The sequence below is a fragment of the Rhizobium sp. 57MFTsu3.2 genome (assembly GCF_012932765.1).
Classification (GTDB): domain Bacteria; phylum Pseudomonadota; class Alphaproteobacteria; order Rhizobiales; family Rhizobiaceae; genus Rhizobium; species Rhizobium altiplani.
On record NZ_JDWI01000026.1, the window covers coordinates 85656 to 99457 of the forward strand.

Consider the following 13802-nt stretch of genomic DNA (forward strand, 5'->3'; position numbering starts at 1 on the left):
CGGACCAGAGGCCCGCCGCTTTCATTGAATGTTTGCAGAAACTTACTTCGAGATAAGGCAGCTGCCGCCTGCAGCACGGTACTTTTCGCAAATGGCCGCGGCTTCGTCCTTGGAGCCTGCCGGGATACGAAGGCGGTAGAACGTGCCCTTGCCCGCAATATCCGCCTTGCGGATCTCGTAGCTGCGACCGGCAAGCACGCTCGCGAACTTCTTCGAAAGGCTAGCGAAGGTCTTCTTCGCCTCTTCCTCGGAGGGAAGCGATGCGATCTGGACGCCATAACCGCTAGCCGATGCAGTCGGCTGAGCCTGGGTCGCAGCCGGCGAAACAGCGGCAACGTCCTTCGGCTTCTGAGCTGCCGGCGCTTCAACCGGTGCCTTCGCCGCATCGATCACGGGGCGCGCTGCGGGAGCCGGTGCAGTGTCGCTCACCGTCGAGCTCTTCACGGCGCGAACCGGCGGATCGACATTCGCCGGAGTGGCGGCAGCCGCCTTGGCTAGCGCGTTTTCAGAGGGAGCCTGAGCCGCCGTCGGCTTGGTTGCTTCAACCGGAGTCGAACGGATGTCAGCGGCAGCAACCTGTCCCGACGCCGGGAAATTAGCAGCTGTGCCGCCAGCCGGCTTTGAGCCAGCCGTGATCTTCTGCGTCTGAACCGGCGTTGCCTTCGGCAGCGTCGGGGCCGCTTCAGGAGCCGGCTCGTCGCGGGCAACCAGAGTGCCGTCCGGGCGGACGATCATGGTGCGGACCTTGCGGGCGGAAACCGATGGAGCCTGATTGGCATTGTCTGCCTCGTCGGCAGCGGCCGTATCCTCGCTCGGCAGCAGGCGCGGATCCTCGGTGTCTCCGACAGGTGTCGCCATGGGCGGCGTCGCGATATCGCTGTCGTTGTCCTCAGGCAGCGTTTCCGGTGTTAGCGTGCGCTGCACGACGTCCACCGGCTGCTCGTCACTGGATACAAGCGCCTTCTGCTTAGGCGCCTCAGCAGCGGCCCCACCAACGCTGTCGTAAACAGCCTTGTCCTGGTTCGGCACGGTCTTGCCACCGGGGTTTTCCGGTACGACCTTAACCGGCTCGTTGTCCGCCGTGATCACGCGCGGCTCGCCGGAGGCGATGCCGAGGCCTCCATCGCGGGCCAGGAACGTGTAACCTGCATAGGCGACACCGCCGAACACGACGATTGCCGCAGCGGCAGCCAGCATACGCTTCATCGAGCGTGCGCGGCTCATGTCCTCGGCTTCACTCGCCGACTGGATCTGCACCTGAGAAACGTTCTCGCGGCGCTGTACCGGCTCGTTGACGCTCCGGCGGAAGTCTTCTTCCAAAGCGCGCTCGAACTCGTCCAAGCCCTGCAATGGTGCCTGCTTGGCGACGGACGCTGCCGGTGTTGCAGTCGGCGCGACGGAGACGGGCGCACGGGTCCGCCATTCCTCGACGACCGGTTTCGCGGGCATTTCCACCGGATTTGCGGGTGCAAGAAGGTTGGCGATCTCGGCGTCGACGTCGAAATCGAAATCGGAGGTCGCTACGACCGGCTCCGGCTGCTCAATAGGCGGCAGCACGGGCACGTGCATCTCTTCGACGGCTTCCGGATGATATTCCGCATCCGAGATCATCGACGGATCGAACGGGAGATCGTCTCCGGCATCGGCCGTGAATGCGGGTGTAACAGGCGCCTTCGCGACGAACGCTGCCTCGGCCGGGGCCTGGTGGATCGGGGCGGCAGCAACGACCGGAGCGGGCGCCGGCTGGAAAGCGGGCACCGGGGCAACCGGCTGAGGTCTGACCACCTCGACATGCTGTGCCTGAACTCGCGCCGGCTCGGCCGCTTGCGGTTGCACCTTCACGGGCTCAGCAAAGTCAAAGTCGGCAAGCTCCAGCTCGATACCTTCAAGATCGAGTTCAAAGTCATGCCCAGCGAAAGGATCGTCACCTTCCGGTTCGGCCTTGGCCGTGGGAGCGGCCAGAGGCGGCTCGACCGGCTTCGGCAACGGCGCCACTACGCGGGCGGGCTCCGGCGAGTGCGGAATCTCTGCGACATCGGCCGCAGGCGTGTTCTGACGCTCAGGAACAGGGTAATGCGATACGTCGGCGAGGAGTTCGTCGATATCGAAGGCAATATCGTCGCTCTCCGTCGGCGCGGCTTCGGTCAGCGCGGCATCGGCCTGAAGGGCACCGTCATCCTTCGCTGCAGCAGCCAGATCGAAGGCGCTGTGATCGATGACAGGTTCATCGAACGGCGCCCCTTGAGGCACCTCAGGCGCATCGTAAACCGCCTCGGCTTCTTCGTGCCGGTCGATTTCAGCAGGAAAGCCTGCGGCAACGGGCACTTCGAAAACAGCAGCGCTCTCCGACGCAGCGGCGACTGGCTCCGGCGCTACAACAGGAATAATCGGCGCGGGTGAAGGCTCATCGCGACGTGCCGGATGGAAGTTGGCGATCGGCAACCGAATGCTGGCCGCAGACCACTGCGGCGCCTTGGCGGGGGCCACCGGAGCAGCGGAGGCCGGCGACGCGCCGATCGACATCTCGAGTTCTTCGATCAGATCCCGTGCGCCACCAGAAATCTGCTCGCCCTCACGGACGGCATTCGACGCCCACGCGGCAGGGGTCAGGTTGGAAGCCGCGTCCAAAGACCGATGGGCCACCGGCTCGCTCGCGACTTCAGGCTCGACAGCAAATTCGGGCTCGGCCTGGGCGACCGGCGAAAGATCGGCTTCGACAAGAGCCTCAAAGGCAGCCGGTTGCTCGAAAGGGGGTTCAGGCAGATCGAAGGAAGCCTCAGACTGAGGCGCATCGTAGCGCTCGAATTCGCGCAACAATTCATCCTCGAGATTGAAGGCCGGCTCCTGTCGGGGGGCATCTTCGACGGTATTTGCTGCTACCCGCGGCTCGAAGCCGACGATGCGGGCAAGTTCCGCCAAAGGATCATCGTCAGCAAAGAGGTCCGTATTCTTACGCGTGTCATACGCCCGCTGTTTGTCTGCCATACTCATCCCACTCGCAACTGCTAAGGTTTATGCCAGAGCATTGTGGGTAAATGGTGACGCTACCGCATCTCATCCGGCGCAGCGGTACCCGCAATGGCAAGTCCCGACTTCAAAACCGACGCAACGGCGTACACCAGCCCTAATCTGGCTATACTCGATTCTCGGTTCTTATCGTTAATAAATCGTAAGTCTACTTGATCCTTACCTTTATTCCAGTGCGCATGGAAAGAACTCGCCAGATCATAGAGGTAAAATACGACGCGGTGAGGTTCCTGTGACTGCGCCGCAGACTCGACCAAGCGTGGAAACTCCGCGGCCTTCGCAACCAGCTGCAATTCCGCGGGATCCGAGATGCCCGCAACAGCGTTAGCAAGGTTGGCCGGGGTCACGTCGAGGTCAGGAAATGCCTCCTTCGCCTGCCGGAAAACAGACATGCAGCGCGCATGTGCATACTGCACGTAGAACACCGGATTATCCTTCGATTGCTCCGTTACTTTGGCGAAATCGAAGTCCAGCGGTTCCGAACTCTTCCGGTAGAGCATCATGAAACGAACCGAATCGCGACCGACCTCCTCGACGACGTCGCGGAGCGTGACGAAGTCGCCCGAGCGCTTCGACATCTTGACCGGCTCGCCATTCCGGAACAGCTTCACGAGCTGGCAAAGAAGGACGGTCAGCTTTGCCTTACCTTCGGAAACGCCGCGAGCGACCGCTTCCAGGCGCTTGACGTAGCCGCCGTGATCAGCACCGAGAACATAGATCATCTCGTTGAAATCGCGGTCGAATTTGTTCTTGAAGTAAGCAACGTCGGCAGCAAAATAGGTGTAGGAACCGTCCGACTTGATCAGCGGGCGATCCATGTCGTCGCCGACTTCCGTCGAGCGAAACAGCGTCTGCTCGCGATCTTCCCAATCCTCGGGCAACTGGCCCTTCGGCGGCGGCAATGTGCCCTTGTAGACGTGTCCCTTGAATGTCAGGTCGTTGATCGCCGTGCGGATCGCGGCGGCGCCATTGGCATGCAGCGTGCGCTCCGAGAAGAAGACGTCGTGATGCACGTTCAGAGCATCCAGATCATCGCGGATCATCGCCATCATCGCATCAATGGTGCGATCCTTGACGAGTGGCATCCACTGCTCTTCCGGCATGTTGTGCAACTTGACCCCGTAATCATTCGCGAGCGACTGACCGACCGGGATGAGATAGTCGCCAGGATAAAGGCCGGGCGGAATCTCTCCGATCTTCTCTCCGAGCGCTTCGCGGTAACGCAGGAACACGGAGCGCGCCAGCACGTCGATCTGCGAGCCCGCATCGTTGATGTAGTACTCCTTGACGACATCAAAGCCGGCAAAAGAAAGCAGGTTGGCTAGGGCGTCGCCGACAACGGCGCCGCGGCAATGGCCGACATGCATAGGACCAGTCGGGTTTGCCGACACATACTCGACGTTGACACGCTTGCCAGCGCCAATCGTCGAGCGGCCGTAGTCTGTACCGGCCTCAATCATCGAGGCAAGCAGGCGCTGCCAGTAACCGACGGAGAGCCTGATGTTGATGAAGCCGGGTCCAGCTACCGAGACGTCAGCGACGTCGGCGTCTTCCTTCAACTTCTCCGTGATGATCTCAGCCAAGGCGCGCGGATTGGTGCCGAGCGGCTTTGCGAGCACCATCGCGGCGTTGGTTGCAACATCGCCGTGGCTCGGGTCGCGTGGCGGTTCGATCGCGATGCGGCCGAAATCCACCTCGGATCGCTTCTCCTTGACCAGATCGATCTGTTCAAGGGCGGTTTTAATCCGGGCGTCGAAATCGGTAAAAAGGTTCATCGCACTCTTCCATGCATAGGCTTTGCCACAAGGCATTTGTCCGGTCCTAGCCGGGCGACCGCTGCCTATCGCAAATCTGGAGTGTGGTCAAACAATCGCCTGTGGGCACTGATCGCGTAGGTGTCGGTCATCCCCGCCAGATAGTCGCCGACATGGCGCGCCCTCGCCGCTTCGGCAAGCCCTGCGATGTGATCCACCCAATAGTGGCTCTGCATCTCCTTTGGATTGGCCATATAGGCCCCGAAGAGATCGGTCACAATCTGCGCAGCACCGGCACGAATACGCATGATCTCGGGGTGCCGGTAGATGCGCTTGAACAGCATCGCCTTGATCTGCCGGTCAGTCTCGGACATCTCGTCGGAGAATGTCGCGATTACCCGATTGGCCAGGCGAACATCCGTTACGCTTTTCGGCTTGATCTCCGCAAGACCCCGTTGGGCAACGGAAATGACGTCTTCGACCATCCGTGTGATCTGGCGGCGCATGATCTCGTGGGTAAAGCGGCTGGGCTCAAGGTTCGGATAGCGTTCCCGTACCTCGGCCATCAGACCGGCCAGAAACGGGATCTCCTCCAGCATCTCAAAGCTCAGGTAGCCGGAGCGAAGCCCGTCGTCGATGTCATGCGTGTTGTAGGCAATATCGTCAGCGATGGCGGCCACCTGTGCCTCAAGGCTGGCATAGGTATCCAGTTCCAGGTCGTGGATCTCGCAATAATCCAGGATCGGCTGTGGAACTGGCCCGCGTGTGCCGGCACCGTCCTTCGTCAGAAGCGGGCCGTTGTGCTTGACCAGCCCTTCAAGGCTTTCCCATGTCAGATTGATGCCATCGAAATCGGCATAGCGGCGCTCCAGCTTAGTGACGATGCGCAGCGATTGGGCGTTGTGATCGAACCCGCCGTAGGGCAGCAGAACCTCGTGCAGCGCATCCTCGCCGGTGTGACCGAAGGGCGTGTGGCCGAAATCATGGACGAGCGCCACGCCCTCAGCGAGATCTTCGTCCAGCTTCAATGCCCGGGCCAGCGCGCGGGCAACTTGCGCGACCTCGATCGTGTGCGTCAAACGGGTGCGATAATGATCGCCATCCTGGGCGATGAAGACCTGCGTCTTGTGCTTCAGCCGGCGAAATGCGGTCGTGTGAACAATACGATCCCGGTCACGCTGAAAATCCGACCGTGTCGGGCTGAAATCCTCGGGATAAAGCCTGCCGCGAGTCTTCCAAGGGTCCGCTGCATAGACGGCCCTCTCGCTGTCGCCATAACCCAAAGCATGCCTGTCGATCGTCATTCGTCACCATTACTTATATGCGGCAGCCCGCCCATTGACGCCGCCCTGCACTCTTCATACCTATAAGAGCATAAACGGCAAAGTGATGCTTTAGCAGTCACTTTGCCCGAACTGGCGCTTTCGTGGTATAGAGCGCAAGTGGCTATGAAATCAGCCGCTTGAAACGAGCGGCTAACAGATATTCTCTCCGGATCTTGACCCCGGCAGGAGCAAACATGACGGACACAAGTGTAACCCTTTCCGATGCTGCGGCAAAACGAATCGCAGCGATCGTCGGCACCGAACCCGGGAAGAGCGCGCTGCGCGTTTCCGTAGAAGGCGGCGGCTGCTCAGGCTTTTCCTACAAGTTCGACCTTGCAGATGACCCGCAGGACGACGACACGATCGTCGAAAAGAACGACGCCAAGGTGCTGATCGACAGCCTCTCGTTGGTCTACATGGCCGGATCCGAGATTGACTTCGTCGACAATCTCCTTGGCCAATCCTTCCAGATCAAGAACCCGAACGCAGTTGCAAGTTGCGGCTGCGGCACAAGCTTCTCGATCTAATCCCTATCCCTGGTATCCACATCGAACCGCCGAAAGATTCCCTTGCGGCCGGTTTTATCGTCTTGTCCGCGATCGAAAGAGCGCGATACAAGAAGCCGACGAAGCGGAATAGGACACCCCATGAAGATCGCGACCTGGAACATCAATGGCGTCAAGGCGCGCATCGACAATCTCACGCAATGGCTGAAGGACTCCGATCCCGATATCGTCTGCCTGCAGGAAATCAAGACGATCGACGAGGGCTTCCCGAGGCTCGAAATCGAAGCGATGGGCTATCATGTCGAGACACACGGCCAGAAGGGCTTCAATGGCGTCGCGATCCTTTCCAAGACCAAACCTGACGAAGTGAGCCGCGGGCTGCCGGGCGATCCGCTCGATGAGCAGGCTCGCTTCCTGGAAGCCGTCTTTTCGCTGCCGGGCAACCGCGTCGCCCGCGTGTGCTGCCTGTACCTGCCGAACGGCAATCCTGTTGAAACCGAGAAATACAGCTACAAGCTCGCCTGGATGGAACGGCTGCGCTCATTCGCGGCCGACCGTCTGGCCTACGAGGAAATCCTGATCCTCGCAGGGGACTACAACGTCATCCCGGAGCCGCATGACTGCTTCGACCCGAAGGCCTGGGAGAACGACGCGTTGTTCCTGCCGCAGACGCGCCAGGCATTCCGCAAACTAGGAGGCCTCGGACTGACGGATGCCGTGCGCGCGACGACCGATGCCGTTCAACTCTACTCGTTCTGGGATTATCAGGCGGGTGCCTGGCAGAAGAACAACGGCATTCGCATCGACCACCTGTTGCTTTCGCCCGAGGCTGCCGATCGCATGACATCATCAGCGATCGAAAAGCACGTTCGTGCCTGGGAGAAGCCGTCAGACCACGTGCCAGTCGTAGCCTACTTCGATTTCGCGGCCTGAGCTTTTTCGTTCAGATTGGCGACAGCGCTCAGCGCGCTTTAATCGGCGCCGTTGACAGCGATCTTGTGAGAAAGCGCCACGGCCGAGCGGCGATCGCTTTCCGTTGCGACGGAGAAAGCCTGCTCCTGCAGGGTCTCCATCCAACCGCAGTCCGTGGGCTTGCAGCGGTCGAGCGCCGCGGTCATTAGCGCGAGCCCGTTGGCTGCCTGCCCTTCCTGGAAGAGGATATTGCCGAAGACGGCCATGGCACCGGGATGGCCGCTCTTGCGGGCCTGGTTGAGCCACTTCTTTGCCTGCTGCGTGCTGGTGCTGCCGCCTTCGCCCGCCAGCATCATCTGTGCCAGCTGGAACTGCGCCTCGGGCACCCCGAAGGTAGACGCGACCTGGAAGTAGAGTTGACGCGCCTGGTTGAGATCGGTCTTTACAGGGCTACCGGGAATTCCGTGCTTGTAATAGTTGGCAAGCGACAGAAGGGCGTTGACGAAGAATCCTGTATCTTCAGAGCCAGGCTCGACGCCCTGCTGCGCAATCTCGCTGTAGATCTTGAAAGCTTCGAAATCATCCTGCGCGACGCCATCGCCGTCGGCATACATGTTGGCGAGCGCCCAGCGTGAGCCCGTGTGTCCCTTTTCCGCCGCGTATTTATAGGCTTCGACCGCCTCTTCCTTCTGGCCGTTCTTGTAGGCTTTGAAACCGAACTTGAAGAGGTCGAACGGGCCAGACTCCTTCGATACACCCGACTTTATGTCGAATGCACCCGCTGGGGAGACAATTGCCGCGCAACAGGCAATGGAAATCCCCATGAGCATCATTCTGAAAGGTCTGAACTCGGACGTCAGCATTTCACTCGGTTTCTTTCGATTCCACCCGTGCGGACTTTCGATCCGCGGATGCATTCCTCCCGGCGAGCGATCCCGCGGTGGGCTCAATGGCCCCTTTGCCCGCGTCGCATCCAGCCTTCCGCCCTCCTGCGAGAGCTTCAATTCCAAGCGCATCGACACTGTCCGCCCGCTGCCCGGCGCGGCTCCCCCGCGATGCCATTCGCCTCACTCCCGCGGCCCGGCTCCGCGCCTTTCCGCAGTCGAGAAAAAGGTAATCACCAATTGTGACCAAACCTGTATCGTTGTTACCGGAAGCCGATTCCGACAACGCCAATCGGTTTGAATGCGAGAAGAAAGAGAGGTTCGGAAGCGCAACGTCAGAGCGAAGTTCTGAGACGGAATAGCCTTGCGGGAAAAGGGAAATCGCGCTGGCCGCGGCATCGTTGCCGCAGGCCTTACCCACCCTGACTGTATCCGCTACGAATTCGCTCATCGTACTCTTTTACGCGCACCTTACGCCTGTCATTCCCTCGCCCGCATATAGCGCTGCGCCTAGTTTGTGGCGGGAAATGGACAATTTCAGCTTGGCATCATCTTACGCAAATGCTGGTAAAAAACTGTTGCTGAATCGTCACAAAACGAGACAGGGAAACGCCATGCTTAACGACCCGTACACAAAGAAAAGCCCGGCAGTTTTGCCGGGCTGATCTGCGGTTCATCTTTGAAACCTAGAATTTCACCTTGATGCTGGTCGAGACAGCGGCCACGAGATCATTGCCGAAGTCGTAAGAGACGTCGGTTCCGTAGGGAACACCATTCTCCACCAGCACTCCGGAGGAACCGCTCGTCAGAACGCCGAGGGCACCGGCAAGGCGCCATTCAATGTTGTCGGTCGGGTTATAAGCAGCGCCGACCCCAACCGTCCAGCTGTCCGTCTGCGAGCCATAGCCGTGGCTCGTACCGCGGTCCCAAGTCAGGCTAACAGCGCCGGTCCACTGCTCATTGAACTTGTGACCAATGCCGCCGGTAATGGTCCAGCCATCTTGATAGAGCAGATCAAGAGACGTGAGCTGAGTTCCGCTCGTGGCGGTGCAAGCCCTGCCCTTCGTGTATGTAGGGCAGAGTGAGATCGACTGGAGGACACTCCAGTTGGTCCATTTCACAGAACCAAATGCCAGCCAATCTGGCGCAATACCACTCTGAAGCTTTAGCTCCAGCGAGTCGGGAGCTTCCGCCTCGCCGAAGACATTCGTGACTGCGCCATAGGGCGCGGCATTCAGCGGTGCGACTGGCGCCCGGACCTGCGTCAGGTCAACCGTACCACTCAGGCTGTCATACTTCACACGGCTGTTATAGACCAAGCTCGCGCGCATCGCGTATTCTGGAATTTCATATGCGATGCCAGTCCGCCATCCCCAAGCATTGTCTTCAAGGTCCAACCGACCTACGCCCGTTCCGGTGCCGAATGCGATTGGAACCGTGCTAACTAGGCGCTCCTTGAAGCCTTCCACTTCCTGATAGAAGGCGCCGCCAATCAAGCGAAGCTGGCCAGGGCCCACATCAAACTTGTACGAGCACGTCGTGGCATAGTTATGCGTCTTGATCTTCGTTTCGATGTTGTTGTTGGCACCTGCCCAATTGATGCCGGGATTCGTGTGTGCGCCAAATGGCTCGGAGTAGTCGAAGAGGCAGTCCACATCTTCATACCCGGCCTTGAAACCGACGTAGGGGACTGCATAATTCTCTGTGTCGTCCGCCGAGTGGGACCGATTGTTCAGGTTTCCGCCGCCGGGCCGAATGGAAGGATCAGTGTCCCTCACATTCTTCAATTCGCGCTGCGGCATGACATAGATCACGGCCGACTGCGCTGAAAAGCGCGACTGATCAAACAGCAGATCGATATTATAGCCGCTGCGGTCAAGACCGCCCGCGAAGGACGGCTGCGCCAGCGTTGAAAATAGAACCAGCGACACAATGCTGGCCGAAGTCATACGAGATGCCAAGGTGTCTCCCCCACTCGGGCAATTGCAATGGCGGGACTGTGCCGACGATGCCGATAAATGGCAACTTTGTGATCGGGCGTGATTAGAAACTGCACCAACAGATGCTTTACGTAAAAATTTGACGGGCACGTCAATATTCCAACAATTTAGAAGAAAATTCCACGAAAGGTAAAACTACCCAAGCAATTGAGGTCGACCATTCCACGATAACGCCGCCCTGTAACAGAGAAACAACAGTCATATTTTTCGCCAAACGGCTCAAGAAAACGTGTGAAATCAAGGATTCCCGTCAGCGATCACGGCAAGCCTGGCCTTGAAATCCATCAATCTCGACCGAGCCTGAAAAAAGGCGCCCGATTCGCAATCGGACGCCTTAGAATATATTACTACCAAGCGTTGATTTTATGCCGCCTCAGACACACGCGATAGTGCAACCCGCAGGCTGGCGATCTGGCCTTGCAATTCCTCGAGGCGATCACGTTCAGCGGCGACCACCTCAGGGTTGGCATTCGCGACGAACTTCTCGTTCGAGAGTTTGCCGTTGATGCGGGCGATCTCACCGTCGGCCTTGGCGATCGCCTTCTCGAGGCGAGCTTTCTCCGCGGCAAGGTCGATCAGGGTGCCGAGCGGCAGGCAGACAGTTGCCTCGGCAACGATGATCTGCGCGGCTCCCTTCGGTGCCTCGCTGCCCAGCGAGATGGCGTCGACACGGGCAAGACGCTTGATCGCGGCGTCGTGCCGAACGAGCCGCTCGCGCGTCAGGCTGTTGGCGTCCACAACGACCAACGGAGCAACGGCAGACGGCGGAACGTTCATTTCGGCGCGAACCGAGCGAATGCCGGAAACCAGATCGATCAGCCAGTTGATCTCATCGGCCGCCGCATCGTCGGCGTAGGACGGCGCCGGCCATTCGGCATGGCAAACCAGCGTGTCGCGTTCGATGCCCTCGCCTGCGGTGTGCGCCCAGAGTTCTTCCGTCATGAACGGCATGAACGGATGCAGGAGCTTGTAAATTTCTTCCAGGATGTAGGCCGCGCAGGCCTGCGCTTCCTTTTTAGCACCCTCGTCCGTGCCGTTGAAGACTGGCTTCAGCAGCTCGAGATACCAGTCGCAGACCTGATTCCAGACGAAGCGATAGAGCGCCCCTGCTGCATCGTTGAAGCGGTAGGATTCCAGGGCTTCCGTTACGTCACGTTCCGTACGGGCAAGCTCCGTCAGGATCCAGCGGTTGATCGTCAGTTCAGCTGCTTCCGGCACGAAATGCGGATCGCTCTTGGCGCCATTCATCTCGGCAAACCGCGTCGCATTCCAAAGCTTTGTGCCGAAGTTGCGGTAGCCGGCAATGCGGGCTGGATCGAGCTTCACGTCACGACCCTGGGCTGCCATGATCGCCAGCGTGAAGCGTAGCGCGTCGGCGCCGTATTCATCGATCAGTTCCAGCGGATCGATGACGTTGCCCTTGGACTTCGACATCTTCTGGCCGTTCTTGTCGCGGACCAGCGCGTGGACATAAACCGTGTGGAACGGCTCGACCGGAACGCCATCGTCATCCTTCATGAAATGCAGGCCCATCATCATCATGCGGGCAACCCAGAAGAAGATGATGTCGAAGCCGGTGACCAGAACGTTGGTCGGATAGTAGCGGTCCAGCTCCGGCGTCTGTTCCGGCCAGCCGAGCGTCGAGAACGGCCACAGCGCGGAGGAGAACCAGGTGTCGAGAACGTCTTCATCGCGCGTCAGGATTTCGCCGGGCTTGAAGTTCTCGAGCAGGTCTTCGACGTAGGCCTTCATCGGGCCTTCGTGCGAGAGATAGTGCTGGATCGCCGCCTGCAGCGCTTCTTCTTCGGTCTTTTCAACGAAGACCTGACCATCCGGACCGTACCAGGCCGGGATCTGATGGCCCCACCAGAGCTGACGGGAAACGCACCACGGCTGGATGTTCTCCATCCACTCGTAATACGTCTTGTCCCAACTGCGCGGAACGAGCTTAGTCCGGCCTTCACGGACCGAGGCGATCGCCGGTGCCGCGAGCGTCTTGGCGTCGACGTACCATTGCTCCGTCAGGCGCGGCTCGATCGGGACACCACCACGGTCACCGTGGGGAACCATGTGTTTGTGCGGCTCGACCTTGTCGAGCAGGCCGCCTTCTTCAAAGATACGAACGATGATCTTGCGGGCCTCGAAACGATCCTTGCCCTCAAGTTCGTCCCAGGCGCCGTGCAATGCGGCGGCATCCGGAATCCCCTCCAGGAAATCCTCATTATCCTTGAGCGTGATCCGAGCGTCGGCAGTGAGCACGTTGACGACTCGCAGACCGGCACGCTTGCCAACATCGAAGTCGTTGAAATCATGTGCCGGCGTCATCTTGACAGCGCCGGTTCCGGCCGTCGGGTCCGGATAATCATCGGCGACAATCGGAATTCGCCGACCAACGATCGGCAGGATGACATGCTTGCCGACGAGCGGCTTGTAGCGCTCATCCTTCGGGTTCACCGCGACGCCCGTGTCGCCAAGCATCGTTTCCGGGCGAGTGGTCGCGACGACGATATAGTCACGCGTTTCCCATTCCGTTGCCTTGCCGTCGTCATCGAAGGCGATGGGATGCTGATAGGTGACGCCGGGCTCCAACGGATAGCGGAAGTACCAGAGATTTCCGTTGACCTCGTGCTGCTCCACCTCGATGTCGGAGATCGCCGTCAGGAGTTTCGGATCCCAGTTGACAAGGCGCTTGTCCCGATAGATTAGGCCTTCCTTGTAAAGCGTTACAAAGACTTCAAGAACGGCCTCCGAAAGCCCCTCGTCCATCGTGAAGCGCTCACGCGACCAATCGCAGGAGGCGCCGAGGCGCTTCAACTGGTTGAAGATAAGGCCGCCCGATTCCGCCTTCCACTCCCAGACCTTATCGATGAAGGCTTCGCGCCCCATGTCGCGGCGACCTGGCAGCTGCTGTTCCATCAGCTTGCGCTCGACAACCATCTGGGTGGCGATGCCAGCATGGTCCATGCCCGGCTGCCAGAGCACATCCTTGCCACGCATGCGCTCGAAGCGGACCATGATGTCCTGCAGCGTGTTGTTCAGCGCGTGCCCCATGTGCAGCGAGCCGGTCACGTTCGGCGGCGGGATGACGATGGTAAAAGTCTCGGCGCCCGGCTTGGCGTTGGCGCCCGCGCGGAAGGCGTCCGCCTCATCCCATTTCGCAGCGATTTTCGGTTCAACGGTAGCGGAATCGTAGGTCTTGTCGAGCATTTGGGGACCAAAATCTGGAGGTTCTTAGATGCGGGTTGTAAATAGGATGGCTACGGGCAAGTCAATAAAAAAGCCGCCCCGGAGACCGGAGCGGCTCAGACTGCTGACAAACCCGTCGATATTTTCGGCGGGTTTGTTTTTTGGACGTTGGTTGTTTTAGTTGGGTTCTGAGGCGGGGCGAAGTTGG

Annotated in this window: 8 protein-coding genes; 2 read left to right on the forward strand and 6 right to left on the reverse strand. The window is 59.6% G+C overall.

All coding sequences use genetic code 11. From position 1 onward, the window contains the following. Nucleotides 1–42 precede the first annotated feature (42 nt). From AF71_RS23525 to AF71_RS23535, 3 genes are all read right to left on the reverse strand, one after another. Nucleotides 43–2985, reverse strand: coding sequence for an SPOR domain-containing protein (locus tag AF71_RS23525; RefSeq protein ID WP_169683385.1), 2943 nt, complete (start codon nucleotides 2983–2985; stop codon nucleotides 43–45). 59 nt (nucleotides 2986–3044) lie between these two features. Then, the gene (gene argS, locus AF71_RS23530) at nucleotides 3045–4802 is read right to left on the reverse strand and encodes an arginine--tRNA ligase (RefSeq protein WP_062369581.1); all 1758 of its coding nucleotides are present in this window, start codon (nucleotides 4800–4802) and stop codon (nucleotides 3045–3047) included. 65 nt (nucleotides 4803–4867) lie between these two features. Beyond that, the gene (locus AF71_RS23535; protein WP_169683388.1) at nucleotides 4868–6085 is read right to left on the reverse strand and encodes a deoxyguanosinetriphosphate triphosphohydrolase; all 1218 of its coding nucleotides are present in this window, start codon (nucleotides 6083–6085) and stop codon (nucleotides 4868–4870) included. Nucleotides 6086–6300: 215 nt separating this feature from the next. Between AF71_RS23535 and erpA the strand changes: the two genes are divergently transcribed. After that, a complete protein-coding gene (gene erpA, locus AF71_RS23540; protein WP_018859392.1) occupies nucleotides 6301–6633 on the forward strand; it encodes an iron-sulfur cluster insertion protein ErpA in 333 nt (110 codons plus the stop codon). Nucleotides 6634–6753: 120 nt separating this feature from the next. Continuing rightward, nucleotides 6754–7545 (forward strand): exodeoxyribonuclease III, encoded by a 792-nt coding sequence (gene xth, locus AF71_RS23545; RefSeq protein ID WP_112641435.1) that lies wholly within the window; start codon nucleotides 6754–6756, stop codon nucleotides 7543–7545. 38 nt (nucleotides 7546–7583) lie between these two features. On the opposite strand, the gene exoR is transcribed toward xth, so the two are convergent. The 3 genes from exoR to AF71_RS23560 form a co-directional block, all read right to left on the reverse strand. Then, nucleotides 7584–8387, reverse strand: coding sequence for an exopolysaccharide production regulator ExoR (gene exoR, locus AF71_RS23550; protein WP_018859394.1), 804 nt, complete (start codon nucleotides 8385–8387; stop codon nucleotides 7584–7586). Nucleotides 8388–9094: 707 nt separating this feature from the next. After that, nucleotides 9095–10369 carry an OmpP1/FadL family transporter gene (locus AF71_RS23555; protein WP_026372078.1) on the reverse strand — a complete coding sequence of 425 codons (1275 nt, stop codon included), beginning with the start codon at nucleotides 10367–10369 and terminating at the stop codon, nucleotides 9095–9097. Nucleotides 10370–10771: 402 nt separating this feature from the next. After that, nucleotides 10772–13615, reverse strand: coding sequence for a valine--tRNA ligase (locus AF71_RS23560; protein ID WP_018859397.1), 2844 nt, complete (start codon nucleotides 13613–13615; stop codon nucleotides 10772–10774). Between the last annotated feature and the right edge of the window lie 187 nt (nucleotides 13616–13802).